Annotated in this window: 28 protein-coding genes; 8 read left to right on the forward strand and 20 right to left on the reverse strand. The window is 49.6% G+C overall.

Annotated elements, in window-relative coordinates; genetic code table 11:
• Positions 1-36: 36 nt before the first annotated feature.
• On the reverse strand, positions 37-612 hold the full coding sequence (locus MTP16_RS17025; RefSeq protein WP_243512075.1) for a hypothetical protein: 576 nt from the start codon (positions 610-612) through the stop codon (positions 37-39).
• A 280-nt stretch (positions 613-892) separates the two neighbouring features.
• Here MTP16_RS17025 and MTP16_RS17030 point away from each other — a divergent pair.
• From MTP16_RS17030 to MTP16_RS17045, 4 genes are all read left to right on the forward strand, one after another.
• Positions 893-1,647 (forward strand): IS5 family transposase gene (locus MTP16_RS17030; protein ID WP_243508759.1). Its coding sequence is split into 2 segments (ribosomal slippage): positions 893-1,226 and positions 1,226-1,647, totalling 756 coding nucleotides; the frame shifts between segments, so codons are not numbered across the junction.
• A 407-nt stretch (positions 1,648-2,054) separates the two neighbouring features.
• On the forward strand, positions 2,055-2,543 hold the full coding sequence (locus MTP16_RS17035; RefSeq protein ID WP_243512077.1) for a hypothetical protein: 489 nt from the start codon (positions 2,055-2,057) through the stop codon (positions 2,541-2,543).
• Entirely contained in the window at positions 2,540-3,016 is a 477-nt protein-coding gene (locus tag MTP16_RS17040) for a hypothetical protein (RefSeq protein ID WP_243512079.1), read from the forward strand. Before MTP16_RS17035 ends, MTP16_RS17040 begins: the two co-directional genes overlap by 4 nt.
• Before the next feature lie 2 nt (positions 3,017-3,018).
• Positions 3,019-3,264, forward strand: a complete 246-nt coding sequence (locus tag MTP16_RS17045) for a hypothetical protein (protein ID WP_243512082.1) — start codon at positions 3,019-3,021, stop codon at positions 3,262-3,264.
• Positions 3,265-3,723: 459 nt separating this feature from the next.
• Here MTP16_RS17045 and MTP16_RS17050 read toward each other — a convergent pair whose 3' ends face one another.
• The 9 genes from MTP16_RS17050 to MTP16_RS17090 form a co-directional block, all read right to left on the reverse strand.
• Positions 3,724-5,046: a tyrosine-type recombinase/integrase gene (locus MTP16_RS17050; RefSeq protein WP_243512085.1), complete on the reverse strand. Its 1,323-nt coding sequence runs from the start codon at positions 5,044-5,046 to the stop codon at positions 3,724-3,726.
• A gap of 178 nt (positions 5,047-5,224) precedes the next feature.
• The gene (locus MTP16_RS17055; RefSeq protein WP_243512087.1) at positions 5,225-5,695 is read right to left on the reverse strand and encodes a hypothetical protein; all 471 of its coding nucleotides are present in this window, start codon (positions 5,693-5,695) and stop codon (positions 5,225-5,227) included.
• Positions 5,696-5,719: 24 nt separating this feature from the next.
• Entirely contained in the window at positions 5,720-7,918 is a 2,199-nt protein-coding gene (locus MTP16_RS17060) for a hypothetical protein (RefSeq protein WP_243512089.1), read from the reverse strand.
• A 187-nt stretch (positions 7,919-8,105) separates the two neighbouring features.
• Positions 8,106-8,372, reverse strand: a complete 267-nt coding sequence (locus tag MTP16_RS17065) for a hypothetical protein (protein WP_243512091.1) — start codon at positions 8,370-8,372, stop codon at positions 8,106-8,108.
• Positions 8,372-8,884 carry a DUF6712 family protein gene (locus tag MTP16_RS17070; protein WP_243512092.1) on the reverse strand — a complete coding sequence of 171 codons (513 nt, stop codon included), beginning with the start codon at positions 8,882-8,884 and terminating at the stop codon, positions 8,372-8,374. The genes MTP16_RS17065 and MTP16_RS17070 overlap by 1 nt, the downstream gene beginning before the upstream one ends.
• A 216-nt stretch (positions 8,885-9,100) precedes the next feature.
• Entirely contained in the window at positions 9,101-9,577 is a 477-nt protein-coding gene (locus tag MTP16_RS17075) for a hypothetical protein (RefSeq protein WP_243512094.1), read from the reverse strand.
• 52 nt (positions 9,578-9,629) lie between these two features.
• The gene (locus tag MTP16_RS17080; protein ID WP_243512096.1) at positions 9,630-10,886 is read right to left on the reverse strand and encodes a phage portal family protein; all 1,257 of its coding nucleotides are present in this window, start codon (positions 10,884-10,886) and stop codon (positions 9,630-9,632) included.
• A gap of 30 nt (positions 10,887-10,916) precedes the next feature.
• The gene (locus tag MTP16_RS17085; RefSeq protein WP_243512098.1) at positions 10,917-11,831 is read right to left on the reverse strand and encodes a hypothetical protein; all 915 of its coding nucleotides are present in this window, start codon (positions 11,829-11,831) and stop codon (positions 10,917-10,919) included.
• Entirely contained in the window at positions 11,821-12,099 is a 279-nt protein-coding gene (locus tag MTP16_RS17090; protein WP_243512100.1) for a hypothetical protein, read from the reverse strand. Before MTP16_RS17090 ends, MTP16_RS17085 begins: the two co-directional genes overlap by 11 nt.
• Before the next feature lie 106 nt (positions 12,100-12,205).
• Here MTP16_RS17090 and MTP16_RS17095 point away from each other — a divergent pair, with 106 nt between their 5' ends.
• The gene (locus MTP16_RS17095; protein WP_243512103.1) at positions 12,206-13,111 is read left to right on the forward strand and encodes a hypothetical protein; all 906 of its coding nucleotides are present in this window, start codon (positions 12,206-12,208) and stop codon (positions 13,109-13,111) included.
• 60 nt (positions 13,112-13,171) lie between these two features.
• On the opposite strand, the gene MTP16_RS17100 is transcribed toward MTP16_RS17095, so the two are convergent.
• From MTP16_RS17100 to MTP16_RS17110, 3 genes are all read right to left on the reverse strand, one after another.
• A complete protein-coding gene (locus MTP16_RS17100) occupies positions 13,172-13,717 on the reverse strand; it encodes a hypothetical protein (RefSeq protein ID WP_243512105.1) in 546 nt (181 codons plus the stop codon).
• Between the two features lie 64 nt (positions 13,718-13,781).
• Complete coding sequence (locus tag MTP16_RS17105; protein WP_243512108.1) at positions 13,782-14,636, reverse strand: hypothetical protein; 855 nt, start codon at positions 14,634-14,636, stop codon at positions 13,782-13,784.
• A gap of 63 nt (positions 14,637-14,699) precedes the next feature.
• Entirely contained in the window at positions 14,700-15,209 is a 510-nt protein-coding gene (locus MTP16_RS17110; RefSeq protein WP_243512110.1) for a hypothetical protein, read from the reverse strand.
• A gap of 73 nt (positions 15,210-15,282) precedes the next feature.
• Here MTP16_RS17110 and MTP16_RS17115 point away from each other — a divergent pair, with 73 nt between their 5' ends.
• Entirely contained in the window at positions 15,283-15,489 is a 207-nt protein-coding gene (locus MTP16_RS17115) for a hypothetical protein (RefSeq protein ID WP_243512114.1), read from the forward strand.
• A 7-nt stretch (positions 15,490-15,496) separates the two neighbouring features.
• Here MTP16_RS17115 and MTP16_RS17120 read toward each other — a convergent pair whose 3' ends face one another.
• The 7 genes from MTP16_RS17120 to MTP16_RS17150 form a co-directional block, all read right to left on the reverse strand.
• Positions 15,497-16,117, reverse strand: coding sequence for an XkdF-like putative serine protease domain-containing protein (locus tag MTP16_RS17120; protein ID WP_243512117.1), 621 nt, complete (start codon positions 16,115-16,117; stop codon positions 15,497-15,499).
• 13 nt (positions 16,118-16,130) lie between these two features.
• Positions 16,131-18,896 (reverse strand): coiled-coil domain-containing protein, encoded by a 2,766-nt coding sequence (locus MTP16_RS17125; RefSeq protein ID WP_243512120.1) that lies wholly within the window; start codon positions 18,894-18,896, stop codon positions 16,131-16,133.
• Between the two features lie 67 nt (positions 18,897-18,963).
• Entirely contained in the window at positions 18,964-21,762 is a 2,799-nt protein-coding gene (locus MTP16_RS17130) for a DUF5977 domain-containing protein (protein ID WP_243512123.1), read from the reverse strand.
• On the reverse strand, positions 21,762-22,967 hold the full coding sequence (locus MTP16_RS17135; protein WP_243512125.1) for a hypothetical protein: 1,206 nt from the start codon (positions 22,965-22,967) through the stop codon (positions 21,762-21,764). The genes MTP16_RS17130 and MTP16_RS17135 overlap by 1 nt, the downstream gene beginning before the upstream one ends.
• Positions 22,968-22,975: 8 nt before the next feature.
• Complete coding sequence (locus MTP16_RS17140; protein ID WP_243512127.1) at positions 22,976-23,500, reverse strand: hypothetical protein; 525 nt, start codon at positions 23,498-23,500, stop codon at positions 22,976-22,978.
• Positions 23,500-23,976, reverse strand: coding sequence for a hypothetical protein (locus MTP16_RS17145; RefSeq protein WP_243512129.1), 477 nt, complete (start codon positions 23,974-23,976; stop codon positions 23,500-23,502). Before MTP16_RS17145 ends, MTP16_RS17140 begins: the two co-directional genes overlap by 1 nt.
• A 52-nt stretch (positions 23,977-24,028) precedes the next feature.
• A complete protein-coding gene (locus MTP16_RS17150; protein ID WP_243512131.1) occupies positions 24,029-24,727 on the reverse strand; it encodes a hypothetical protein in 699 nt (232 codons plus the stop codon).
• A 39-nt stretch (positions 24,728-24,766) separates the two neighbouring features.
• Here MTP16_RS17150 and MTP16_RS17155 point away from each other — a divergent pair, with 39 nt between their 5' ends.
• Together MTP16_RS17155 and MTP16_RS17160 are read left to right on the forward strand one after the other, a co-directional pair.
• Positions 24,767-24,937, forward strand: coding sequence for a hypothetical protein (locus MTP16_RS17155; protein ID WP_243512133.1), 171 nt, complete (start codon positions 24,767-24,769; stop codon positions 24,935-24,937).
• 95 nt (positions 24,938-25,032) lie between these two features.
• Positions 25,033-25,335: a hypothetical protein gene (locus MTP16_RS17160; RefSeq protein ID WP_243512136.1), complete on the forward strand. Its 303-nt coding sequence runs from the start codon at positions 25,033-25,035 to the stop codon at positions 25,333-25,335.
• Positions 25,336-25,409 lie beyond the last annotated feature (74 nt).

Genomic DNA, 25,409 nt, shown 5'->3' on the forward strand with positions numbered 1-25,409 from the left:
GGCAAGCCCCACCGTTGGGCAGGGCTTGCCAAGAGGTTATTCCTCGTCTACATAGTCAGCTTCAAACTTCTTGGTTTGCTGCTTGATGCGCTTGGAATTAGGGTGGGGCGCAGTGTAGGTATAGTTGATGTCCATTATTCCACTTTGCGACAGGTTTGCCATGACTTGGAGGTAAGCATCGGGGATTGGCTGGTCTAACCTCATGAAGTTGACGGTGGCGCTGGAGCCGTTTCTTTCGATGAGCTTCCAATCCACTTGGTGTTTTACAAGTAGCGCCATTAAGTCGTCTTCGGGTTGCTCTGGTTGGCCGAACTGAGCTTCCCACTTGGCATCTTGTAGCAAGTGGCCAAACCGCATGTAGAAGTATTGGAGCACCAGCAACAGGTCTTCAGCTGCATGAAACTCGAGAGTGATCTTATCTGGGATAGTGGTTGGAAGATCCTGTGGCTCTTTTTTGCTAAAGCGTTTGAGCATTTCCGTAAGCTCGGCTTCAGTTTGTTTGTCAAGCATCTCGGCTACCCAATCGCCGTTTGTTCCACGTTCAGCGAGCTTGAGTAAGACGGCTTCCTTGAGAGTGGGCACAGCTCCGCCCGCATGAATTTCTTCTTGCATTTTTTATTGGGTTTAAGTGAGGGTTATGCCCTAGCTAGGGTTGATGATGCAGCAAACCTAGAGTGGTTTTTTTGAAGCAAATCCACTCCACATCAACTGAATAGTATAAACAAAAATATAATATATTGCATCAAGCTTGAACCTTCGGAAGCATGGCTATGTTCGGCCAGCCGAAGGTTGAGTTTCGCCTGGCAACGAACATCTTGTTAGTGTGAGTTACGGCTGCTACTGTTAAGGCAAACTTTTTAGGAAGTGTTAACAGTGATTGGTAGTTTGGGGCATGGAAAGAATGCTCACGGATGCGCAATGGGCGCGGTTGGCGCCCCTCTTGCCGGGTCGGGAAGGCACGAGCGGTGGGCGCGGGCGCGACAACCGCCAGTTCGTGGAAGCCGTGCTCTGGCTGGCGCGCAACGGGGCGCGGTGGCGGGCCCTGCCGCCGGAACGCGGCAACTGGCACACGACGTACACGCGCTTCCAGCGCTGGGCGGCCGCGGGTGTGTGGCAACGCGTGTTCGAGGCCGTGCAGGACGAAACCGCCCTGCACACGCTGCTGGTGGATTCGACCACCGTGCGGGCCCACCAGCACGCGTCCGGGGCGCGCAAAAAAACGGACCGCAGGCCCTCGGCCGCAGCCGCGGCGGGCTGACGTGCAAGCTGCACGCCGTGGCCGACGCCCGCGGCCGGCCCGTGCGCTGCTGCCTCACGGCGGGCCAGCGCCACGACGCCCCGCAAGCCTTGCCCCTGCTCGAGGGCTTGGCCCCGGTCCACCTCATCGCCGACCGGGGCTACGATTCCGACCCGCTGGTGGCCGCTTTGGCTGCCCGCGGCACCCACGCCGTGATTCCGCCCCGGCGCAAGCGCCGGCACCCGCGGGCCTACGACCCGGCCCGCTACGCCCAGCGCCACCCCATCGAGCGACTCTTCAGCCGCCTCAAGCAATTTCGACGCGTGGCCACGCGCTACGACAAGTTGGACCGGCATTTTCTGGCTTTTATTCACTTAGCAGCAACTGTGCTCTGGCTGCGCGATTGTTAACACTTCCTAGTTTGTGTTTGCAGAATCTTTTGTTTATGAGGGAGATAGATAGGGGTGCAAACCTATCAATTCGAGTACATTGGAAAATGGCCCTCTAGCAACATCGTCTATCGGCTGAACCACCGCCAGCGTCACAAGCTGGAAATGGAATACAAGCAGCTCTTCACGACCCTCCTTGGGGAACAGGAGCTTCCTAGCATCAACAAGTTCAGGATCCACCTGGAGTATCGGTCACGTCTTGACGCTGACAATACGGTGCCAGGTCTGAAGGTCTTCGTTGATACCCTGAGAAGCTTGGACATCGTGACTCAGGACACGAGCAAGCACTACTGCGGCTTGTCCATCACGCCGAACCTAAGGCTACCGGTTAACAACACCTACCTAATCAAGCTGGAAGTATTGGGCTAGTGTACCGCATCAAAAGCGGTTCGCACTACTCACGTCTATTCCCCTCGTTCACCTTCAAGCATACCATAAGGTATCGCTGCCGCTTCGAGAATAGCTGCTTATATCAGCTAGAAGGGGAAGACGCTTTCGACATTAACAAGCTCGTCGGCTTCTCGACAAGTTGGAACCACCATCAGCAATCAGCCCGAATCGGTTGGCGCTGCATGGACGGTCAGACCATTGAGCTGCTCACCTACACTTACGCCGATGGCAAGCGAGATGTGGTTGACACGATCCTAGCTGTGGTCAAGCCGGAAGAGGAGTTCGACATCTCCATCACCGACTTCGAAAGCTGCTATGAATACACCGTCCGAGTCGGTGAACTGGAAAGCACAGCTCGAAAGTGGAAAGTGCCTGACCGCTGGCTCTTCCAATGGATACTACATCCTTTTTTCGGCGGACAGACCGCGGCACCCCATGAAATGAAAATACACCTCACCAAAATTTGAAACGCCTATTCCTAACACCACTACTAGCTCTAGCTATTCTCGGAAGCTGCCGAGTTGCCAAACCAATCGAGCGAATCGAGAGAACTGACTCAATCACCACCATCGTCCAGCGTCCTGTTGAGTTGGTGGTGCCTGCCGATTCGATCAAAGCCATCCAAGAGCTTGATGGGTTTGACAGAGCTTTTCACAAGGCTAAGCCTGGGCAAGTGTTCCTCACCAAAACAGGGAAGAGGGTCAGCTACACCATCACCAAGAAGAGTGACACAGACTTTGAGATTAGTGCACACGCGGCTCAGGCTGACACATCGGTTGTGGTCAGTGAAACACACACCAATGTGAGTAAGCGCGTGGCTACGGTCACGGAATCAAAGCCCAATGGAATAATGAGGTTATGGACAGGGGCAAAGAATTACCTGCTTGCCACATTCATTTTTCTGCTTCTCCTACTATTTCTGCTGAGGCGCAATAGATAGGTATGCAAACCCTAAAAAACATCTTCTCAAAGCAGGCTCTCTTTATGGGCGTGATTGTCGGCGTTCCAAAGCCAGTTATCTGGTGGATGATTGCCCTCATTCACTGTGCTTGCTCTGAGCGTCTCAACGGAGCCAATGTGCAGATGGAGTTAGCTGGTGACTGGATACTCGCATCAGCGTCACTATTCGCTCTGCTTGGCTTTATTAGCTTAACAATGAATATAATAACTAAAAATAAAAATGTCTAATAAACATTTTAAATGACAAATCAAAGCATGATGGATTTCATCATCATATTCATGATTTGTTTAATGATATTTTCGGTGAAATGTGGCTTTACACCCGTTTTTAGGCGGTTTGTGGAAAACTAACTTTGCTACAGTTTAATTAAGGTTTGTTTCTCGATTAGTTTGCCTTTTACTTAGTGGGTGAGAGGTGAGAACAACTTCCTCTCGCTTCTCGAATCTGCCCATGGCAGGAAAGAAAAAAGGGGACCAGTGGTATCACCACATAGTCCCCATCCTTAATCTCATGCTCAACGTGTTCCGGCTGTTTCACGACAGGAACTAGTAGAGCGATTCACTCACCAAAACCCGCTTAGTGCGAGGTTTAGAAAGCTCCACTGGCAGGTGGAGCTTTCTTTTTTGGTATGTGAAAGGTAAAGTTTATCCGTTGAATGCCAAATTTTCTTACGTAAAATTTTAAGATTATCCAAACACCTTTACCTTAAATAGCTCATCATCAAGCTTTCTCTTTTTATCGGTATAAAGAGCGAAGGTCTTCCAGTTGGCGTGGCCGGTGATGGCAGTGATCTTGGAGAAGGGGATGCCAGCCTCGATACAGAGGTTGATGAAGGTGCGCCGCCCGGCGTGCGAGCAGATGAATTGCCACTTGGGTTTGGTTTCGCTCACGCGATTCAAACCATTGAAGCTGGTGATAGTCTCTTCATACTGAAGTGAGGGTAGTTGCTTGCAAACCTTCCGAATGGCTTTGCGGAAGTTAACAAGGGTTATTGGCTTTAGCTGGTAGTCGTGGCGCTCCATTATATCCTTGGAGATGGGAGCGAGGGGGATCGTGACATACTGCTTGGTCTTCTGAGTGGTGAGGGAGATCACCCCATCCTTGATGCATTCTTTCCCATTGAAGAAAATGTCCGAGAACCTCAGTCCTGTCGAGCACATCAACACCATCAAGTCTCTTGCTCGGTTCAGGGAAACATTGGTTGATCCGAAATGGATCAACTCCAGCAGTTCGTTCTGCTCGAAGTAGATGATGTTCTCCTCCTTCTTTGGCAGTGTCAGCTTGAACTTCTTCCACGATGGCGAGAGGTTCAACTCTATCTGATAGGTATGCATCACGGTCATCACCTTCAACAGACAGGTCTTGATGCTAGAGTTCTTCATACCTGACCTGACTAAGAAGTTTTGCAGCTCATATAGGGTGTCAGCAGTCACATCATGGATGGAGAGGAGTGGGTTGAACTCATACACTTTCTTGTAGACCCACTGATAGATCTCCCTTGTGGAGGTGGAATGATTCCCACGCTTCTGCTCAATCACAGCATCCAAGCGTGTGAGGAACAGATCATCCTTTGGGACCATGAAAGTTGACCTCATGCGCTTCACCTTCTTCAGACGAGCCTCTAGCTCTTCCTCAAGGATGAGTAGCTTTGAATCATCTAATTCCATGCCTAGGGCTTGCGTGTATACATGAGGCTTCGGAATCGTTCCGTTCCTGCGCTCCTCCGTGACGGCCTGATACTGCTGCCTCATCAGTTTAGAGGTGGGCTCATGCCCGTTTTTCTTGAGCAAGCCCTCTGCCAGCTCCAGATCTGCCTTGATCTGAGTGAGGAGCGAGTTGATGAGTAATGCGCTGTCTCCGAATGCTCTTTCCTTCTTGAATAGGTTAGGGTCAATGAATTGACCAGAGGAGACTACGAACTTCTCACTCTTGGACTGCCAGACGACTGAGATTGGTTGTTCGGCCTTGTTCTTGTTCACCGCTCGGATGAATGCTCGGATTGTGGACATGGGTGTATTATGTTGGTTGATGGGGCCAACCTAATACGAAATCTTGAAAAGTTACAATATATTGTGCGCTGTGCTACTCTCTATAGCCACCTGCGGCTTTTCAGCTACACAACAATGATCCCTATCCCCACCAGGAGGCAGAAGATGAGAATCAGATACGAGGGAAGGACGAAGACCACTAAGCAAACTTGCCCATCTGGTCTGCAGCTAAAATATGTTGACGAATCAAGCCGCCGATGTTGATTTCTTGCGACTCACGTAACATCCAGAAGAAATCACCTTGGTACATCACGTCTTGGTTTTCAGCGATGGCGTCCACAGCGATTTTCCACGCTTGGTTCGGGAAAGGCATTGGGTTGATGCTTACGATTTCACCAGTAGTGGCTCTAACCACGGTATTGTTATCGGCTACCAAGGGAACCGTGCGGTCGTACACACCTTTGTCGTGAAGGTGAATGCCGTTCACGCCGTTATCGTTGGAATATGATTTCACAAGTACGTCCACCAGTGCGGAACAAACCTTGGTTTCAGGGTGCTGCCGATGCTCCAAGCGCGTGAAGATGGCGACTTGCTTGATGATGGTGTCGTTGAATATACGGTCGGATAACTGTACTTCGATTTTTTCAATAGTAGGTTGAATGATAGGCATTTAAATAATAAATATTTTTACATATTAAAATTGATTTTTGTGGTATTGCAAGACACGAAGGTTGCGGTCTGCCATCAATTGGACCATAATCATCGAGCCGGGCAGCAACGATACCGAACTCATGCCGTTGATAGTGCCGTTAGGATTGGAAGAAGAACGGCAGGTCAATACAGTGTTTGCGCTGCGGGTGTAATCCATCAAAAACACGCAAATGTCATTGGTCACTAAGTTGTCGGTATAAATGGCGTAGTTGTCCGAGTTCAAGAAGTTCACCACCGTTTCCTTGGTGCCTTGAAGACCCCCATTTTGACCTGGGGTTACCGGATTGATGGAGTGGTAATTGGTGTAAGCCGAACCTATGCTGTTCGTGATAGTTCTCACCCAACTAGCGTTTACAACCTGTTGACCGAAAGCCGAGGGTGATGGCGTTGGTGTCGTTGGGTTGCCACCGAAAGCCGGTGAAAACAACGGCGCTTTCAAGTCCAATTCGTTGTCTACGTAATCGAACGTGGTCTTATCATTGGTTTTTAGGTCCACGTAACCGAATGAAGCTAGGTCGTAGGTCGCATTGAATAGAGCTTGACCAACGCCATTGACGCTCAGCACTGCGGTCGTGCTGTTGCTGCTCAAGTTTTGTTCGATGGTTACCGAAGTGCCGGGCGTGTACAACTGGTTGCTGATGAATGTGGCATTGCTCGTGTTCTCAGGCACTGTGAAGCCAGTGCAGTTGATGGCAAGCACGTTCGTGCACGAAGCCGGAATCACGCAGTCGTATGAAGCGTGGATGTGGTTGTTCACCCCGTTGACGGTGTTGATGCTGCCACCGACGATACTGGAATCCAAAGCACCTGAATTGATGACGTTGGAGCGCCCACCTAAAATCGCCACGTAATCGGCACCACCTGCAATGGTGTTCAGGTAACCTCCACCGATGATGCTGAATGCGCCACCAGCGGTGTTGTTGCTGCCACCGGGAATGGTTGCGGCGTAGCCGGTGATGGTATTGATTTCGCCACCACCGATGAAGCCACGGTCAGCACTGTTGGTGTTGTAGTATCCACCACCGATGATACCGTAATTTGCAGTGCTGGTTAAGTTGTTTCCATAGCCAGCGCCGATGATGGCATGGCTTCCTTGCGTCTTATTGAAGTAGCCTGTCACCACTGCCGACTTTTCGCCTTCCACGGTGTTGTTGGCTCCGGCACCGACGAACGAGTGGTTTTGTCCAGCGCGGTTGCTGGTGCCACCTACTACGGCACTATAACTGGCACCCGTTCGGTTGCTCACACCGGCACCGATGAAGTTGGCAGCGCCATCGGTCAAGTTGCTATCGCCGCCCACCACCACGGCGTATTGACCAATACCACTGTTGTTGTAGCCACCACCCACAAAAGCGTAAGGGTAACCGGCTTTGTTGCTTCTGCCTCCCGCCACGGCGCTCCAAGGGTCGAAGGATTGGTTGTCGCCACGAAGCGGCACGATGGAATTTGCAGCACTGCCAAGCGTGTACATGATGGTGTTGTAAACGGCGGCTGCCGATGGCACAACGCTCGTGCTGTGCGCGGTCAGGATGTTTTGGATGACGGGTGTATTGGTAAACTCCGACACGTCCACGTCGAAGGTTTGGTCACTGGTCACCAACTCTAAGATTGCCCGATTCACTTCCACGGCGTCGCCAGGCTGCAAAGCAGGAATGACAATGCTCTGAGTCGAAATCGCCGTATTCACCACCTCCAATTTGACGGTGTGGTAATCGGCAGTGTCGAAGACGATGCTTTGGGTGACGAAGGCGACACGATTTTGGTAGGGGACGTAGTAAGGCGCTTCCCCATCTTTCGTCACTTGAAAGCCACCAACGGGTTCGTCGTAGATGGAAACGTTCAGGGTCTTACCGAAGAAGCCGATGGTGAGGGACGAACCAACGTTGGTGAAGCGCACATATCCGCCGTAATCATCAGCACCCACTTTGATGATGCGCGAGTCCATTGCGGTTACGGTATCACCTGGCTTCAAGCCGGTGTAAGAGCTATCAAAGCCAGGAATGAAAGAATCCCGAACCAAGGTGAAGTCTTCTATGGCGTCGGCAGGTGGAGCCGTAGGAGCAAGGGCAAGCTGATCAGTGTTCTCGTCGTAGACTAATGCCAGCTTGTCAGTAGAGTCTACAGCTACGGGGAGGTCAACTCGGACGGTTCTGTTGCTAATTGAGGTTTTTGTTTCCTTCACTTTTAGGCATCATTCTTCTTTTTTTCGCTCAACAAATCCGTGAAGATGAGAGGGACGATCAGCACGGAGAGGGTGCTATAGATTTCCTTATCTATCAATTGAAACTTGAGAAGCACGGTGAAGCCCACCAGCAGGAATAGTGCTAATAGAGTGGATTTAGGGGCTTTATATAGGTTTAGGAATTTCATCACTTATGGTCTTTTATCTCTTTTGACACCTCGATGAAGGTGCTGATTCTAGCCAGATCGACCATCATCTTATGCATGTTTTGATTCAGCTCTTTCAGTTCTTTGGATAGCTCCTTCTGGTCACTGTAGAAGCCAGTCATCTTCTGCCTTAGCTCTTCCTGGGAAGTTTCCAGGCGCGTGATCTTGTTATTGAGCGTGACCCACACGCCGATGAGCCCTCCGAGGAAGGACATGACCTGTAGTGCTAATTCTATGGTGAGTGTCATTAGATGCCGTAGTAGTATTTCGGCGCGTGGTCAAACACGATTGGAAACACTGCTTCAGCCCTCGCCTGATTTGTTTGGGTTGACGGGAAGTAATTGGAAAACTCCTCCTTATTGGTTTTTAAGAATGAGAGGATGCCAGCCTTGAGCTGCTCAGCCTTGCTCAGGACTTCACCGCGTTTCATGCGAACAAGCTCTACAGATGCAGCATTTTGCTCCACAGTGTTCCCTTTATTGCTGATGTCGAACAGGTTGAACAGGACTTCCCACTCAGCCATGAGGGCATAGTAGTACATCACCTTGTCCAGCAGCTCTTGCTCGAATGAAGTGAGAGGTTCAGTATTTGATCCGTTGACATTCCCTTTATAGATCTCATACAGAGGGATGCCAAGCATCTCCTTGATGTAGAATTCTTCGACCGTGGTGAACACCGTCTTGATACTCTGTGGATCAAGTTGCTTGGAGACTGATGTACGAGACTTGAAATATGATTCTGTTATAAGGTAGTTAGCCATCGTTGGTAGTTATAAGTCTGTTGTTCCGTGGTATACTAATTGAGAAACGCTGCGATTCAGCTGCTGCCAGTGTCATTCCATTCTGTTATAATCGATTATTAAGCATTCCATTCACTCTCTAAAGAATCTGAAAGAGTGTGTAAAGGAATAGGAGAGAAGGAAGAGCAGGGCAGGGTGGTGCTTTATCTGGGTATTTTGTACCGTAACTCCACACTATTAAGCATTGAAATCGCTGATTGGACCGAACTTCTGCCTTTCAAATGACCAGACCTCAACCACTATTGTGATCTCACCAGCTCTGAAGCTGCGCCATTGCCCAGGCTGAGGGGAGTTGCCGGTCACCTTTCCATTCAGGCCACCACTAGAGATGCCATTGGCTACCGTAGCTCCAGCTCTAGTCACATCGTAATACCGAATGGATGAAGCATTGGGGTTTCTCCCTCGTGGAAGGTCGTTAGCTGGAACTAGGTCTAGGTTTCTGGTGGCTATCCTGAATCCTGAGAGTCTGCCGACCCTGCCACGCTGTCGGTTGACTTCATTGTTAGCGTAGAAAAACATCATTCTACACCAAGTGATGTTACTCCAAGTGAGGAATTCATCGATTGCTGCCAACTCAAAAGCCTTGATGGCTTTCGCATCTCTCAGGGCATAGTATTCGCGTATCCTTTTGCGGATTAGGTTGTTAATGGGCATAGGTTTGAGGCTCACCACAGCGCGTATATGCCGTGGTGAGTGTGTTTCCATTCTAAGCCGCTAAGGGCATGTCAGGCGCATTATTTTGTGGCTCCTGTGGTCCAGTTAGGTCTTCCTCTTTGAAGCCGTACATGGCCGCCACCACCTTTGGTTGGATGTAATCCTGTAGCACCCAATCAGGGATGTCCTTTGTCATGAGGGCTGAGGAAGCAATCTCGAACTCATATTCTTTGAATCCATTGAAGTCCAATACCTTCTTCATGAATCGGATGAAAGGATTCTGGAGGTTTTTGATCACAGTGTTGTAGTAGATCTCCAGTGAGTCACGGTAGAGCTTCCCATCGGAACCAAGAGTTGAGCCATCGGTCTGGATGGAAGCGATGATTGGATTCCCCTGGTGAGCGGTGCAGATGTTCTTGGTCACCAATTCGTCAAGCGCATTGAGCATTGGGGTATTGTCACCTGCATTCAATGGCTCGATCTTTACAGTATCGACATCCTCAGAAACCACCACCATTAATTTAGAAGCGTTCTCGCTGCCCTGAAATGAATTCTTGACAGCTCTTTGGAAATCACCCTTCTGCTCCTCTGTCATATTCGCCTTGACGCTCATGATGCCAGAAGCGAAAAAGCCATTTAGAACGGAGTTGAGGCTGTATTTTGATAATTCATACCCTAGTTCGATGTATCCGAGGGCTGACAGGTAGCTAACGTCTGGAAGGAACGGCTGACCCAATCCCCGTTTATGGTAGAAGTAGAGCTGAGTGGTCTGCTTCACCTTGCTTGGGTTGAACTTCTCGAAATAGGTAGGGACGTTGATGGTTGTGTTGCTCCAGTCGGCGCACACCCAATAGCCCTGGATCTTGCCAAGCTCATCCAAATTTTTGTCTGGTCTCACCATCGAGGAGTCGATGTAATCCAGATGGATGATGTTCTTCCTCGTGCCATCGTATCGAACGGCCACCGCGAAGGTTTCTAGGATGGATAGGTCTGTCGCAACCTGCTCACATAGCTCATTGATCGTGCATCCATCCTCATCTAAGGCTTCAAGAAATGCAGCCAGATCATCGGAGTATGTCACCCCTTCACCCTTAATGAGGTTCTGTCGGGTGTTGATGAAAGAGGAGTGGATAGGTGACTTCCTAGCGCTCTTGATGAGGTAGTCAGGGAAGTTGTTAGACTCGCCATAAGGCACCCAATCGTTGACCGTGTAGCGTAATTGGGAAGGGCGGATCTCTGGCAGTTTGACCTCTGCTAGGTTGACGTGGGTTATCTGTGGGGCTGTTTTAGGTTTAGAAGTTCTGGCCATTCATAATGTATTCTCTGTTTTCTGGGCTGCTTAGTTGACGAAAGCAGTGGTGTTCCAACCGCCGGCACCGTAGATGAAAGTGAGTGCGCCGAAGTCGGTATTGATGGATGCGGTTGAGTATCCGTCGATGAGCTTTCCGTTTCCATTGACGGTGATCGGCAGGAGTGATGCTCCACCAGAATAGTCCTTGAGTATGTGTTCTTGCCCTTGGACAGGTGATGACGGTAGATTGATGGAGCGACCAGCTCCGACAAGGATTACATGATCGATGCTGCGGATGGTGTAGCCGTTCGGTGGGTTAGTGACGCTGGAGAGGATGTTCAGCTGTTGAGAAGGAGTGCTGCTGCCTCCTGTGATTGGGCCGGTGCTGCCACCGGTATTGAGAACCCATGTGACAGCGCCACCATCGGTTGAATCGACCATATCAGTCACCTCCGTGAGAGTGATGATGTAGATCTGCCCCACCTCCTTCATCATCTTGAGCTGCCTTCCCTCTAGCTTGACGGTGTATTGGTTGACCTCTCCATCGATGGTCTTTCCAAGCTCTGACATGCGGAGTGGCTGTTCATCGCCCAGGAGCCAGAATCGATCATTCTCATCCTGTATCATCACCGTCACGTCTGTATTGAGGAGGTTTTCCAGAAGGGTGTTCTTATCTCTGGTGAGCATGTTGATGGAGAATCCAAGCTCCAAGGAGTAGAGGTCACCGGCTTTGCTGCGGTTGAGCTTTACATCGAACTTGAAGTTGTCCAGCTCATTGAAGATGTTCCACTTGCCGAAAATGGAGATGTCCTCAATCAGGTAGTTGGAGAGACCATTGAGTAACCCAGGGGATTGACCAAGAGCCAATAAGTTCTCTTTCTTGATCATGAACAGGCGCTTCGCACCTGGGATATTGAAGATCGGACGGTTATCGTAGCCGTTGTTCAGATAATTATAGCTCATTGATGGTCACCCCCTCGCTGTATATTAATTGACCGTTCTCCATGATTTCAAGGCGGTTGGAGAGATCCAGGTCTGAGAAGTCCTGTGGCTCGTCTTGCTCGACGATCCAGTAGTTCTTTCCCTCGGTCACAAAGCATATCAACTCCATGGAACGACCTCCAACCTCGCTCACCAGTGTGAAAGAGGCGTGGCTTAGATCAGCGTCTTCAACGAGGTGGGTCTTGAATATTTGGAGCTTGTTGAAGCTCTTGTTTTGTAGGGTTATCATATCCGGCTCTGGTAGTTATAAGCCACCGGCTGCCAGACATTCTTAAGGAGGTCCTTCCACACAGGATGGCCTTTTACTGCGGCTGATTCAACTAATTCTTTCTAGATTGTTGCCTCACACAGGCAGAATAATCATGTCAGGGATAACAATCAGGTACTTCACAAAGCAGATTTTTGATGATTATGCACGAGAGTTTGGTGAGCGAAAAGCCCTCTCATTAGTCAAGAGCTTGAGCGAATCCTCACTTCTGACCAAAGCGTTACAGCTATGGGACTCTCTTGATCATATTCCCACTTACCAAGACCTACAGAAGGTCGTTGGAGCTATTAATTGGTTCGTCATTTCCAGGCGGGAAAGTACAGCGGTTGGTATGTTGATTGCCCTTTCCAGATGGGATGAGCATTCGAACAAGTCGAACCGATTGGCAAGGCCGGATAAGGTTTTACAGGTTGCATTTGATATTCTCTCTTGGTTGAAAGTGTATGAGGAGGAAGTAATGGCTTGTAAGTTGCTCATCTCCGTTGCAGCTTCAAACCGTGTTGAAGCAGTTCCTAGAACTACTTTTTTGGAGCGTGTCTCTAAAGCAGTAAAAATATCTAATATTAGGTCTATTGAATATGAGTGGGAGATAGACAAGGTGAAAAGAAAAAGGGACTTAAGTGCAACAGATTTAATTATTTCGACTGTAGTAGGACAGAAGGTTTGGGGAGGAGTATTTGGAGAATTTCCGTCAGAAATTATCTCATTAATTAAGTCAAGTTGCTCAAAAGCTGATGACTTTGAAATTGCCTACTTGAAATTCAGCGTAGCTGATAAATTCAAAGATTCTGATGATTCTCTTATTTTAGTTTTAGCCGTTGAGGACATGGATAGCTTTGATGAAGAGATGGGCTATCTCAATTTGTTTGAGATGCTATGTCTAATCGATGAAGATGGCATTACATTTCAAAATGCGAAGCAGGGATGGATAGTGTATTTGGGCGTGGACAAATCAGAGTGGAAATTCTTCTAAATGATAAAAGCCCATCCTAAGTGGATGGGCTTTGAGGGATAGTTATAATTGATAGTTAGATTACGCAATTTCATCAATCAGAGCAGCAACGATAGTTTCGTCCACCAACGGAGCGAATCCTTTGTTGTTGCCTTCAAGGGTGAAGGAGAGGGCAGAGTCGTCCTCAGCCTTAGCGCCAGAGTTGGCGTTGGAAGCAGTAGGCTTCAGACCATTGGTGCAGCCGATCAGTCGCCATTCACCAGTAGCACGCAACACGAGGGCCATGTGTTTGCGGGTCAACAGAATCTGGTGAGCTTTCTCGATGCTAGATTCTCCTATTGCATCGATGATCATGTTGAGGGTCTGCTTCATGAATTTCTTCGTGTTCGATACCTGCAGCTCATCAGTGTAGGAGGCTGAACCTTCCACAAATGCAATCTCCTGGAATTTATCAGTAGCGGTGAGGGTGATAGCGGTTACTTCGATCAGGTTGCCGAATGAATCCAGGGTTCCAATCATGGTAGCAACTTTATTGAAGGGAATGAGGGCGACTCTGGAAACGCCACCGAAGCCGAATCCAGCTCCAGTCACGTCAAAGGGGGTGTTGAGATATGTTCCTAAAGGCATGTTCTAGTTGTTATTTGATTTAGAAGTCTCGCCCACTGCTTAGGTGGGCGAGACAACATCTTGATTAGGCCTTGTAGAGCACTTTCTGATTGGTCACGCAGACAGCAGCATCCAGGCTGAATGTTGCTTTCAGGAACATCTGGTCAGAGTTAGCCTGTACCTTGTTCACTTCAAAAGCTCCGAAATCAGACAGCAAGTCGGTTCCGAGGATGAGGTCAGACGAACGACCTGCCACGATGGTGTTAGCTGCCAGAGGAACGAATTCAACGGGCACGCCTAGGTAGGAGATCTGGTCACCTACCACAGTGAAGATGTCGCGGTAAGTCTGGTTGAGGTTGGCAACTTTGATCATCTGCTTCACAGCGTGAGGAGCGTAGATCTTAGCTTCAGTGCCTTCAAGGATCTGGCCTGGCATTGCTGCATATACCTTCTCCATTTCATCGATGACGTTAGCAGCAGTCAGGGTAGCACCTGCTACAGCTATTTCATCAGAAGCTGCATTCAGCTTGGTCACCAACAGGTTCCAGTAGCTGGTTTCGATTGCTTTGCCAACGCGAGGTACTGCATACTCAAGAACTGCCTTCAGGAATTCATTCGATTCCATGTTAGCAGCACCCGATTTCATGTCTGCAGAGAAGCGCGTATTGAGCATCCCTTGCATGTTGAACTCCTCGTAGACATGCTTCTTAACAGGTCTGATAGTTGCGTCTCCGAAGGTGATGTTTCCACCTCCAGTGGTAGGAGTAACAGCGTAATCTTGAACGACTAGGTCGCCAGTGATGCTGGTGACCATCTGCTCATATTTGATGTTGTCGAGGACACGAACCAGTCCTTTGTCGACGGTAGCGTTTGAATAGATGACTTCAGAAAAGATCTCGCCGAAGTGTGTGCCTGTCCATATTTTAGGTGAATAATTCAAGTGAATAAGTGGAGTAATTTATTTTGGTATTCTGGTAGTTATAAGCCTGTTTTATAAAGTGTTCTAGTTTCTGGCTTGGGCTCTTTCAAAGGCGAGTTGAGCCTTGCTCTTCTGACCTTGATTGGCGTTCAGGACTACCTTCTTGTCAGCTGGCCTGCTCTCCACTGCGGATAGCTTTTCTGACAGCTCTGTGTTGGACTTCTCCAGTTCTGTGTTCTTTCCTTCCAGGGCATCCAGGCGAGCGGTCAGTGCATCAATAGCGGCTTGCATCTGAGCCATTGCATCGTCTTCTACCTTCTGATCTTCTGGAGCTTCTTCAGCGGCTTTCTCCTCTTCTTGGGGAGCTTCTTTCACTTCAGCTTTTCCTTCTGATACTACTAGGATTTTGCCATCCTCTAGCTCGTATTCGCCATCAGCAGCAGTTGTAGTCTGATCCTCGTCGTTGACTTCGATCTCGTCACCTGCCTTGGTTTTATAAGCTGTTAGAGCTACTTCTACTTCAGTGGCGTCCTCAGATAGTCCGAGAGCAACAGCAAGGCGGCTTAGTAATGATTTTCTTTTTTCGTCGGTCATAATGAATATTTGTTTAGGTCTGCTGGTAGATATAAGCCGACCTTTAGAAATATTCATTAATCATAAAGACACCATGTCCACGACTGCTTCAGCAATTCAAACAGCTTTGCTCATGTTGGCTAGGGAAGCATTTCCTAAACAAATGGACGTATTGACCTCAAGGCTACTGATTGCCCATTACATTGCTAATACTGATTCGGCAACCATCGATTATCAGTTGGGAAAGAAGTTGAGAAGCCTCGGTTATGAATTGGTTTCAAAACCAAAAGCTCAAGCTTAGTTGGCCGCTACCTCTTTTCTAGAAAGCTCACCAGTTCGTCTAGGACTCTATAGAGATCATCTTCCTTATTGGCTGAGAGCTGCAATTCAACTTCATGAAACATCCCCTCAAGTGAGAACCCGGTGACATTTCCTGTCAGCACCTCATTCTGCCAGAAATCTGCATCAAGGATCTTATAGGTCGCCATCATCGTCCCCTTTGGCAGTCCTGTAAATCCTAGGGCCACTGCCTTATCCATAGTTGGATCTTCGATAATCCAAGATTCGATGAGCATGGTGCTCACGGTGTCGGCAGCATCGTGATTCTTGTTGGAGAGCTTGAGATTGCCAGTGGTCTTGAAGAACTTGTTACGGATGGCTTCCACGTCCTGCTCTGAGAATTGGATGAGGTACTCGCCGCGCTCAGGGTCATTGCGGTAGATGGGCTTGTTCGGGATGATCACCGCAGAAGTGAGGTATTGCTTGTACTCGTCTGTCTTCAGTGTCACCAGCTTTGGAGCTTCAGCTAATTTCACGGCTGACACCTCCATAGCGGGCTTTTCAACGAATGAGATGAGGGAGATGCCAGTCACGTCATCGTTATCATCGATCTTGATGGAATAGGTCTTTAGTTGGGAGAAATCGGTCATAATGGTATCTATTTTATTGGAGGAAATACTCTCTGATTTCCGTGTTTTTGGCTTCGTAATCCCTGTATTCCTGGTGAGCCACGACCACCGGGCGATCAGCTATGCTAGTGGCCAAGGAATTGGTGTCCTGGCGTAGCGTAAGCATCTGTTGCATCAGCACATCAAGCTTTCGGGTGGATGCGTCAGCGTTGATGTTTGACACATCCACGAGTCCACCATCACTGTATCCTCTCACCCTAGCTGATTCCAGCTGGCCGATCATTCCAGAATAGGAGGGGTTCTTGACGATGTGCTGCGGGATGACATACTCGCCGCGGTGGACCACTCCAGCCGCTTCGTACTTGCCGCCATCTCCTGTATAACCACCTTCAGCAAAGCCATCTGAGAGGGATTTAGCAGAGATGACAGCTCCTGTCACGGCCGCCAGAGCAGCCACGATGGCAATGAGGTTACCAGGGAAAGGAACTGAGCTAGCTCCACTCACTGCTTTGATGGCGGCGAATACCGCTTCAGCAGCGGCAGCACTTTGCATGACCAATTGGGCTGCTTTCTGGAGCTGGGTGCTCTTCTTGATCTCATCCTGCTTCTTCTTTTCCAGAGCTAGTTTATCTGCTTCTGCTTTCTTGATTCGTTCGTCTTCACGCTTTCTCTCAAGGGCTAGCTGGGCATGACGAGCACGCTCTGCTTCAAGCTGCTTGATGATCTTATCCCTTGCTGCACCGTTGGCATTGAGGAGCTGCCCTTCCAAGCCATCGATGCGTGATTGGCTCTCATCTACCTGTGACTTGAGAGCATCACTCGCTTCCTTAGCTCCATCAATTGCTGTCTGTACCTCTGCTAATTCAGCTTCGATGGCAGCCTGACGAGCTGCCGAAGCTTGGGTTAATGCCTGATTGACCACATTAGAAACCGCATTGTAGGCGTTTCCAAATGCTTCAGCGGCCTTTTCTGCATCATCGTCACTCAACCTAAACAGCTTCTTGAAGACGCTTGAGGATAGGTCTAGGTCTGCCGGCGTCTTGGCAGAGTCGATCACGATCTGACGACGTTTCTGAGCCCCTTCCGTGACGATGAGGTTTCGTGCCGCTTCGTTGGCTTGGGTGTCATCCAGCTTGCTCAAGGCAAGTGCTTCTTCCGCTCTGGATTGGGCAATCAGGGCATCATAGTATTCCTTCTGACCTTCCTTCAGACCGACCAATTTGATGTTGGCAATGGTCAGCTCGTCCTCAAAAGCTTTGGTCCGCTTTTCCTTCTGATAATCTTCTTCGAGCTTGGCTTCCTGCGCCTGGGTTGTCTTCTTGATCTCTTCTTTCTGAGCCAGTAGAGCAGTTTTCTCCTTGGTTCCTGCCTTCAGAAGCTTGTCATCGATAGCCTGTAGAGCAATCTGCTCATCCAGTTTCAGCTTACGCTTCTGGATTTCCAGGTAAGCAGCACTCCCTTTCTCAGCAGCGGCTAGCTCTCGGTCGAGGGCAGACTTACGAACTGCAAACTCAGCAGCGGTGGCAGCCTGAGTATCAGCTAAACGATCGGCCGCAGCTTTCGCGTCATCGGCTTTCTTCTTGGTTGCGGCAGCGTCATCCTTGGCTTTTGCTTCTGCTTTCAGCCCGTTGATCTTGTTCTGTAGTTCAGTTTGGAGGGTGGCCGAACGCTGACTGAATTCCGAGAGCTTCACCAGCTCCTCGGCCATTTGATCCTTGTCCTCACCTGTCAGTTGACCATTGCGCTGCTTCTGGTCATTCTGCGCCTTGAGGATGTCTACCTTCTGCTTTTGAAGATTGATCTCCCGGATCAGAAACCCATTTTCCAGCTCATTTGCGCGTATGGCGGCTGCCAGTCGCGTTGCATTGCTCTTCGAAGCATCATCACTAAGCTTCTTCAGATTCTCGATCTCAGCGTTTCCCTGCGCGCGTGCCACTTTGAGGTCGCGTTCTGCTCCAACAAGGGCTTGAGAACGCTTCTCAAGGCTCTCAGCCAGGGCAGCGGCTGCTAGGGCATCATCCCCAAGTTGTCGAAGCTGGGAGCCAAATGCCTTGGCTTTGTCGGTGGCATTCTCAATGCCTGTTCCCATCTGGATGATGCCATCACCGACCTTCTTGAAGTCCATGTTGACGATCCCTTCCAAGATGACTGAAAAGCTCTTGATTCGATTCAGTAGGTTGTTTTGTAAAAAATCAACCAGGTCACCTAGCGCCTTCTTTGGGTTCGAGAAAGTCTGGAAGAGGAACTTGCCGAATTCTATCACCTTGCCACTCAACACAGCAAAGACTGCCTGTAGGGCTTTCGTCTTCTGGTTGATGAAGTTCATTCCCTCCTGGGTCTTGGTGAAATAGGAGATTAGCGCTGTGAAAGCAATCACCAGCAATCCGATTCCAGTTGAGGCAATCGCTCCGCGTAGGGTTCCGAATGCTTTGGAAGCAATGTCCAACCCACCTTTCAACCCTCCTAGACCACCTTCCACCTTACCGAGGTCAACCCCTAGCTTGGAGGAGAGGGAGGAGCCAAGTGAGAAAGCATCATCAAACTTTCCTCCGAGTTGCTCCGTGGTGGTGGCCGTGTCAGATACTTGCTTGTTGACCGTCTGAGTGGTCTGCTGAAGCTGTTTCAGCCTGTCTTTTGCTTCGTTGACTTCTGTCTGAAGCTTTTCAAACTTGTCGGACCCAAACTCCGCTTCTGAGAATTGCTTCTCCAGGGTCTTGATAGTGTCTTGAAGCTGGGAGGTGTTCTTTATGGCGGTCTCTACGCCGTCGATGGTAAGGGTGTATACTTTGCTAGTGGCCATGAAAAAGACTGTAAGCATTCGCCTACAGTCTTTATAAGTCGCATCATTAGCTCTGTTTTGTAGCTAGTTAGGGGGTGAAATCACCATCAAAATCATCCGAAGGCATATCCCAATCGTCTTCTTCATCCATTGGTCCGGCTGTTCTAGCGAATGAGTGAGATCCACCAGGATCGTCTCCACCACCTCCGACATAGGTGCAGACCAGCTCTGCTAGTGCTTCTACCTGAGCGGAAGCCAGAGCAAATGAATCAGCATCATCCTGGCTTACGGTGGAGACAAACGTCACTGTCTTGGTGACAGGATTTCCATCATAACCGTCAGGGCAGGAAGCCGTGTAGGTCTGAGTGGACGTGTAAGTACGAAGGCAGAACAAGCCATCTTCTGCTGACTGTTGCGCTCCAGCCAGTGCCTTCGCATCAGCATCAGACTGGGAGATGTTAGAATCAGCTGTGAAGGTTTCCGTGACTGGAGAGCCTGAGAAACCTGTTCCGCAGGACGCTGTGTAGGTCTGAGTGGAAGTGAAGGTGGCTGGAGTACCATCGTCATTGCCATTACCAATCTGGTTGTCCACAGCACCGGCGATGAGCTTGTATATCTTATAACGGGCTCTGTCACCTCCAAGCTCATAGGCTTTGATACTTTCCAACAAGAAGAGATCGGAGTCAATGCGCAGCACCTGACGACCAGTGAGCTGATTGAATAGCACGGGATTCATTCTGCCGACCCCTTCTAGGTAGTTGCTCAGGTTGGCAATGAGCAGGTCGTTCGCATAGAGGTTGAAGAACATCCCCTTTGGATTGATGCTTCCATTTGTGTTGATCGCTAATGAGCTATTATCCAACGAATCCACAGTTTTGGTTGAACGAAGGAAGTTCTGATCATTGAGCTGGTAGATCGTAGGGGCAGAAGCTAGCTCCACCGAGAAAGAACGTCTTTGCACATTTTCGACCACTTTGTATACCGGCTGGTTGACGTAGTTGAAGAAGCCAAGTTTAGGGCGCACCAGGGTCACCCCGTTCGATAGATTGAGGTAGAATAGGTTGTAGTAAAGTAGACTTGGAGGTAATGTGTAGAGATTTGGATCAAAGCTCTTCGAGCCGTGGTAGAGGCAGAGGCGAGGCTCCCAACTACCGGCAGCGGTGAAGCTGTCCTCGCTGGTGAGCACAGACAGATCTTCTGATTCAGTATCAGGCAGGATCGCAGGAAGGAAGTCGTATCCTTCAAAAACGCCACCGCTGCCATCCTGAACTTGATATTTGGTCTGAACAAATGCGAGAGGAGCAAAGGGGAGAACATAGCTTCCATCTTCCTGCTCACCATTGACCAACGTGTTGTAATCGGTCCTATTCAGCAGATAGTCTGATTCATCCTTCTTGTAGCTGTAATAGGTTTCAGCCACCTCCTTTGAGGTTAGAGGGGTTTCTTCCATGTCAGCCAAGCTGATCTGATTGCTCAGATCCACCACGCTGCCCAGGTTGCGACTGAAGAATTCATCCCTTGTGAAGAGATTGATGGTCTTCAGGTCGTCGTTGATTTGGTAGTAGAGGTTGAATATCTTGAAGAGGGCATTCAGAAATTCCGCTTGCTTCATGTCCGGCAGGAAGAGAGCCGGGTTTACCAGAAGAGGGCCATTGCAGGAGACAATGCGGAATCCTCCAGATGTGGAGCTGTAGAAGAGCTTGGTGCCGCCGTTTGAGGTGGATTTAGGAGCGCTCACGTAGCTCTGCACCTCGTACTGCTTGCCAGCTTCCATGTGTACAGTGAATGTGTGGCTGACATTGAGGCCAGTCCAGACCGCCAGCGTACCGGTATCCAGATAAGTCAGGTTTATGGTTGAAAAGCCACTCATTCCTGGAATCATGTTTTCCGGTATGAATTCATCGTCTGTGATGCAACGGAATGAATTAAAGTATGCTGTTGCGGGAGTGGCATTCCCTTGCTGATAGATAAAATCTGTCTTGACTGTCAATTGATAATCGCCAGTGTATTTGCAGGTGTACACGCCATCGCCTCCAATTGAGCCGCACAGATCCCCATCAAAGGTTTGCCAAGGGTATCTAAGCACAGAAACAACGTCACCTTGCCTATCAATGGTAGTTGCTTCAGTGGGTAAGTATATGGCAGAGAGAATTCCAGAGTTTTGTAGCTCCGCACGGCCAGGAGCAAGCTTGCCATAGTTCCACGCCTGTTTGCTCTTATCGGAATAGAGCATGATCAGCTTCCGATAGGTCGCATTGTTGAGCACGTTGCCAATGAGCGAGTACCCAGCATCTTGGATGATCTTCTCCAGGATGGTGCCACAGAAATGGCTGATGCCAATGTCCTCGTAGCTGATGTACTTAGGGAGGCGGGTGGAGCGGAAGGAGTCGAGAACAGGGGCAAAGCACAGTTCACTTCGCTTTGTGCTAGGGTTACCAGATGGTCTGAATTCAAGCTCCCTGCTGATGTAGTCCACGACAGTGTCATTGCCACTGAAATCGAACGGCTCAAATGAGCGGATGTCTCTCAGGGATCTGTCTCCGATGAGGTCACCAATCTTGGGACTGCGAATTCGACTGTTCCCAACGGCCCCTTCAAACCCCTTCGCACTGTTCTTGATGTGGAGGAATTCTCCATCGATGATGAGGTTGTCATCGACCACCAGTAGCGCCGTATAGGTGCGCTTGAACTTGCCTAATATCTGCTTGTCGTCCTCATGAAAAAAGATTCCCTTGTTGTTATTGGTGTAGGGGAGGGTGATTGGCAGGGTATAGGAACCCGTTTTCTTTAACGGATCCTTGAACTCACTTACCACCTTATCAACGGTGATCTTGATGTCTTCTGATAGGTCGGTTAGTTTTCCATTGATGTATAATTCAACGCGCATTAGAATCTGATAGAGTTTTGTTCATACTCCGGCGAAACCGTCAGCTCAAGTGAGAAGACATCCTCCGTGGAGTCATATTTATGAGTGGTGTCTTGTAGCTTGACATACTTTCCATCGAGGAGCACCACTGGCGAGAGCACCAAATCCCGGAGCCAATCGTGGGCTTTGTTAGGTAGCCAGGTCGAGTAGATGGTGATGTTGCTCTTGGCTGACACACCGCTCACTCGTTCTGCGGTGGCGTTGCGGTAACTGATCACATCCGTTTTCATCTCTTCTCTGATGTTGCGTGTGAACTGCAGGCTGTCCCAACCACCTGCGCGATTTAGGAAGGTCACTTCCTGGGGCTCTAGGAGATTATCAGCGACAAGGAAAGTCCTGGAGAAGCTGATTGCACTTTCCGCTCTGTCGTCATCCTCGTAGGTGAGCCAGACGCTGTAGGAGCGGAGGAGAGAGTAGTTGGGTTGAGCCAGGAGGACATCTGGCTTGACGTTGAAGACATATACTCCTCCTGTTGATACAGCTACTTCGCTGACTAACACATTGTAAACGGCTTGGCCGACTGCGTTGCCAGAATGGAAGTTAAGATCGGCCCTGATACGAAGTGTTGGATTGGTGGCAGTGGCGTGACGGGCGAAGAAGAAGGAGAGGAAAGTGGTTTCGTTACGGTGGCGTTCTAATCCATTGGTGATGTTGGTCAGCACGTCCACCGGCTCACTATCGAATTGATAGAGATAATCCATCATGGTCTTGACTCCGTGGAGCGGCAGGGCTGCACGAACCGCAAACAGAACAGATGATTCCTGCACCTCAGTCTTTACTTGGTTATTGAAAACATCAAAGACGATATACCCGATCTTGTAGTAGTAAGGGATGAAGGAGGTATCATCCTTCTGAACCATCGTCGTGGCTTCTGGCGCATTATATCCTGAGAACTGAGAAGCCAGAACATTGCCCAAGTCAAAAGTGCATCTACCGGAAGCATCACCGTTTTTAGTGAGTGTGGTGATGAGCTTAGCTCCAGCTTTCGAGTTGCCACTCATGCGTGCATTGCGCGAGGGCAACGCATACACTTCAACATAAAATAGATCACCTACGCGGTAGGGATATTTAGTGATCTGGACTCTGATTGGATTGTAAGCTGCGCTGAGCAGTTGAGGCTCTATAGTTACTGATACTATTAGTGGATCGGTAGGGGTGGTTATCACTGACATAATTATCGGGTGTTGTTATTGAAGCTTATTTCAACGATGCCCACGATTTGTGGGATGAGCACTTTGTCCACTGCTTGCGAGATGATCTGCTCAGCGTATTCCAGCGTTTCATTGATGAAGGGTTTTGCCCGGATGCCATGCCTGAAAATGGCTTGTTGGATGGCCCAAGCGGCAGAGTTGATAGATTGCTCAGTAGCCCTCCTGAACTTGCCACTGGTGCGGTCCCTTCCAAGGATGCGGTAGCGTCTGAGCCATCTGATGATATTGTCAACCGGTACCCTCCTCAGTCCAGGGCGTCTGCCTTGGTCGATGTAAATGGCTTGTTCAGGCAGACTCAGAACCACACCCGATGTGTTGAAGGTGACTTTGCTCTGACCAACGAAACCGGATTTATCATTGAGCAGCCTTCCTTGGCGCTGTGCTTCGATCTGAGCGATCATGAATCGTTTGATCTCATCGGCAAACGATTGAAGCTCTTTGTCTAGGAATGGAGCAATCTGTTTGGAGTTGAAGACTTGCTTCGCCATTATTTAGCCCCTCCCTCAAGTAGTTGCTTCACATCATGTGGGTTGACAAAGCGTTTCACTGTAATGGTGAACTCTCCCCGGACTGCAACCAAGTCGTCTGAGCTGAGGTGGTCGTAGAAGAGGATGTTGGCATCTGACACATTCACGGCACCTACCAGAAGCTCGATGAGGCGCTTTGCTTCTGAGAAGAGCTGCTTCACCTTGGAGTGTCCTTCCACGCGTTGACGGTGGTTCGGGTCAGCTGCTATCCTGTCGCAGATGTTGAGGGCGATGGAGTAGGTCTCCGTCTTGGTGCTCTCCGTTACCTGACCGATGGTCTCCAAGTAGAGGAGAGGGTAGCTGTAATCAGGTTTGCCAAGCTCTGTGTCGCTGCCACTATCGAAGTGAGCAAAGCCAGGGTGCTGGATGCTTACCTGCTCGATGCTGTCGTAGATGTATTTTATGTCGTGGATACGATTCGTGTATGCGGTACTCACTTGGATTGGGACTCTCTGAATTTGTTTAGCTCTTTGTTATATTGGAGGAAGGTTAAGACCCTTTCGAGTGGGAGATCAAGAACAGCGTCAACTTGCAGAATAGACGGCGCCAGATCGAAGGCGGTTGAGAGCCATCCGTACCGCTCATTGATGTAGCTGCCAAAAGCTCTCTCAGCTTCTGTCGCGCTGCTTCCGCCCTTAAAGAGAATTGGGAAACTGTCCGTGATTCTTGCGCGCTGCTCAAAAAAAAAGCGATGAGCGACATCACCGTTTGTGCATCTAATCCCTTCTCAAAGCGTTTGGCTTGCTCTGTGAGCGCGTTCTTGTCATTGGTGAACACTTCTCCTTTCTTGCGACAGAGGATCGCTAGGATGTATCCAGAAGCGGCAATCATGTCCCCTTTGAAGTGACCGACTACTCGATCATAGGCAGCCAACTCCCCGAACTTCTCAAGCGAGTTGACATAGTAGGTGGCTCCGTTGAAGAGGAAGTGAGCAACCGGCTCTGATGTGACCTCCTCCTTGAGGAAGTTCAGTCGTTCGAATAAGCGGAACATCAGCTCCGCGCCAGCTTCCTCAACATCCGTTAGCGGGGCTTCAGAGAAGATATTTAGGATCTTGCCTGCCTTCTCCAGTTGCCCTAGCTTCGCGTCTTTCTGAGTGGCGTGGTATCGCTGGAATTGTTCGAGCGTAACCTCTTGCCAGGATTCAGGTAGGAAGTAGGTGGTGCTGTTTAACTTGAATGGCTTCACTAGTATCTATAAGCAACTCCACACATCACATTCTAGGTCATGGAAGAGCCTGATGAGAAGCCAAAACCCAATAAAGTGGAAGAGTTGAAGCAGTCTCTTCGCAAGTGGGCGATGGACGAAAATGATAAAGAGCGAGAAGCAGAAATCGACAAGCTGCTAAAAGATGCAGGGGTAAAGCCGCACCCGGATGAACCGGCAAACCCGTCGTAAAAAAGTGTGAAAATAGTTGCGGAAAGATTGTCATGTGTCGGGGGTGGCTAAGAGGTTTGCCTCATCATCAACCACTTAACCCCCAAACAAACACCATGATCAACACCCAACAAATCGCCGACCTCCTGAACAGCGCCGCCAAGAATGAGCTGCTCATCAAGGACATCAAGAAAGCCGCTGACAAGGTAGGGGTAGCCCTTCTGGAGCTTCAGACCCTGCTGGCTCCTGATTACACTCCCGCCCCGAAGGTGCCGTACATCCGCAAAGCCAAGCGTGAGCAGATGGCGGCCGAGGCTGCCGCTGCCGGCGAGACTGTGGAAACGGCTTCGCTGCCTTCGGACATCGTGTTCGGGAAGCCAGCTCGCCGGACCAAGAAGGAGGAGCAGGTGGCCGCGTAGGTAGTCAACCTCTCACATCTGAAAGACCGCTTCTCTCTGAGGGGCGGTCTTTTTTGTGTCCATACTTCTGGTTT

Origin of the sequence: Hymenobacter monticola, from assembly GCF_022811645.1 — a bacterium.
GTDB lineage: Bacteria > Bacteroidota > Bacteroidia > Cytophagales > Hymenobacteraceae > Hymenobacter > Hymenobacter monticola.

Excerpts from the sequence above, each read along its gene's own strand:
- MTP16_RS17025 (WP_243512075.1), bottom strand. The coding sequence starts at position 612 with ATGCAAGAAGAAATTCATGCGGGCGGAGCTGTGCCCACTCTCAAGGAA.
- MTP16_RS17045 (WP_243512082.1), top strand. The coding sequence starts at position 3,019 with ATGCAAACCCTAAAAAACATCTTCTCAAAGCAGGCTCTCTTTATGGGC.
- MTP16_RS17050 (WP_243512085.1), bottom strand. The coding sequence starts at position 5,046 with ATGTCCACAATCCGAGCATTCATCCGAGCGGTGAACAAGAACAAGGCC.
- MTP16_RS17055 (WP_243512087.1), bottom strand. The coding sequence starts at position 5,695 with ATGCCTATCATTCAACCTACTATTGAAAAAATCGAAGTACAGTTATCC.
- MTP16_RS17065 (WP_243512091.1), bottom strand. The coding sequence starts at position 8,372 with ATGACACTCACCATAGAATTAGCACTACAGGTCATGTCCTTCCTCGGA.
- MTP16_RS17070 (WP_243512092.1), bottom strand. The coding sequence starts at position 8,884 with ATGGCTAACTACCTTATAACAGAATCATATTTCAAGTCTCGTACATCA.
- MTP16_RS17075 (WP_243512094.1), bottom strand. The coding sequence starts at position 9,577 with ATGCCCATTAACAACCTAATCCGCAAAAGGATACGCGAATACTATGCC.
- MTP16_RS17080 (WP_243512096.1), bottom strand. The coding sequence starts at position 10,886 with ATGGCCAGAACTTCTAAACCTAAAACAGCCCCACAGATAACCCACGTC.
- MTP16_RS17085 (WP_243512098.1), bottom strand. The coding sequence starts at position 11,831 with ATGAGCTATAATTATCTGAACAACGGCTACGATAACCGTCCGATCTTC.
- MTP16_RS17090 (WP_243512100.1), bottom strand. The coding sequence starts at position 12,099 with ATGATAACCCTACAAAACAAGAGCTTCAACAAGCTCCAAATATTCAAG.
- MTP16_RS17100 (WP_243512105.1), bottom strand. The coding sequence starts at position 13,717 with ATGCCTTTAGGAACATATCTCAACACCCCCTTTGACGTGACTGGAGCT.
- MTP16_RS17110 (WP_243512110.1), bottom strand. The coding sequence starts at position 15,209 with ATGACCGACGAAAAAAGAAAATCATTACTAAGCCGCCTTGCTGTTGCT.
- MTP16_RS17115 (WP_243512114.1), top strand. The coding sequence starts at position 15,283 with ATGTCCACGACTGCTTCAGCAATTCAAACAGCTTTGCTCATGTTGGCT.
- MTP16_RS17120 (WP_243512117.1), bottom strand. The coding sequence starts at position 16,117 with ATGACCGATTTCTCCCAACTAAAGACCTATTCCATCAAGATCGATGAT.
- MTP16_RS17125 (WP_243512120.1), bottom strand. The coding sequence starts at position 18,896 with ATGGCCACTAGCAAAGTATACACCCTTACCATCGACGGCGTAGAGACC.
- MTP16_RS17130 (WP_243512123.1), bottom strand. The coding sequence starts at position 21,762 with ATGCGCGTTGAATTATACATCAATGGAAAACTAACCGACCTATCAGAA.
- MTP16_RS17140 (WP_243512127.1), bottom strand. The coding sequence starts at position 23,500 with ATGGCGAAGCAAGTCTTCAACTCCAAACAGATTGCTCCATTCCTAGAC.
- MTP16_RS17155 (WP_243512133.1), top strand. The coding sequence starts at position 24,767 with ATGGAAGAGCCTGATGAGAAGCCAAAACCCAATAAAGTGGAAGAGTTG.
- MTP16_RS17160 (WP_243512136.1), top strand. The coding sequence starts at position 25,033 with ATGATCAACACCCAACAAATCGCCGACCTCCTGAACAGCGCCGCCAAG.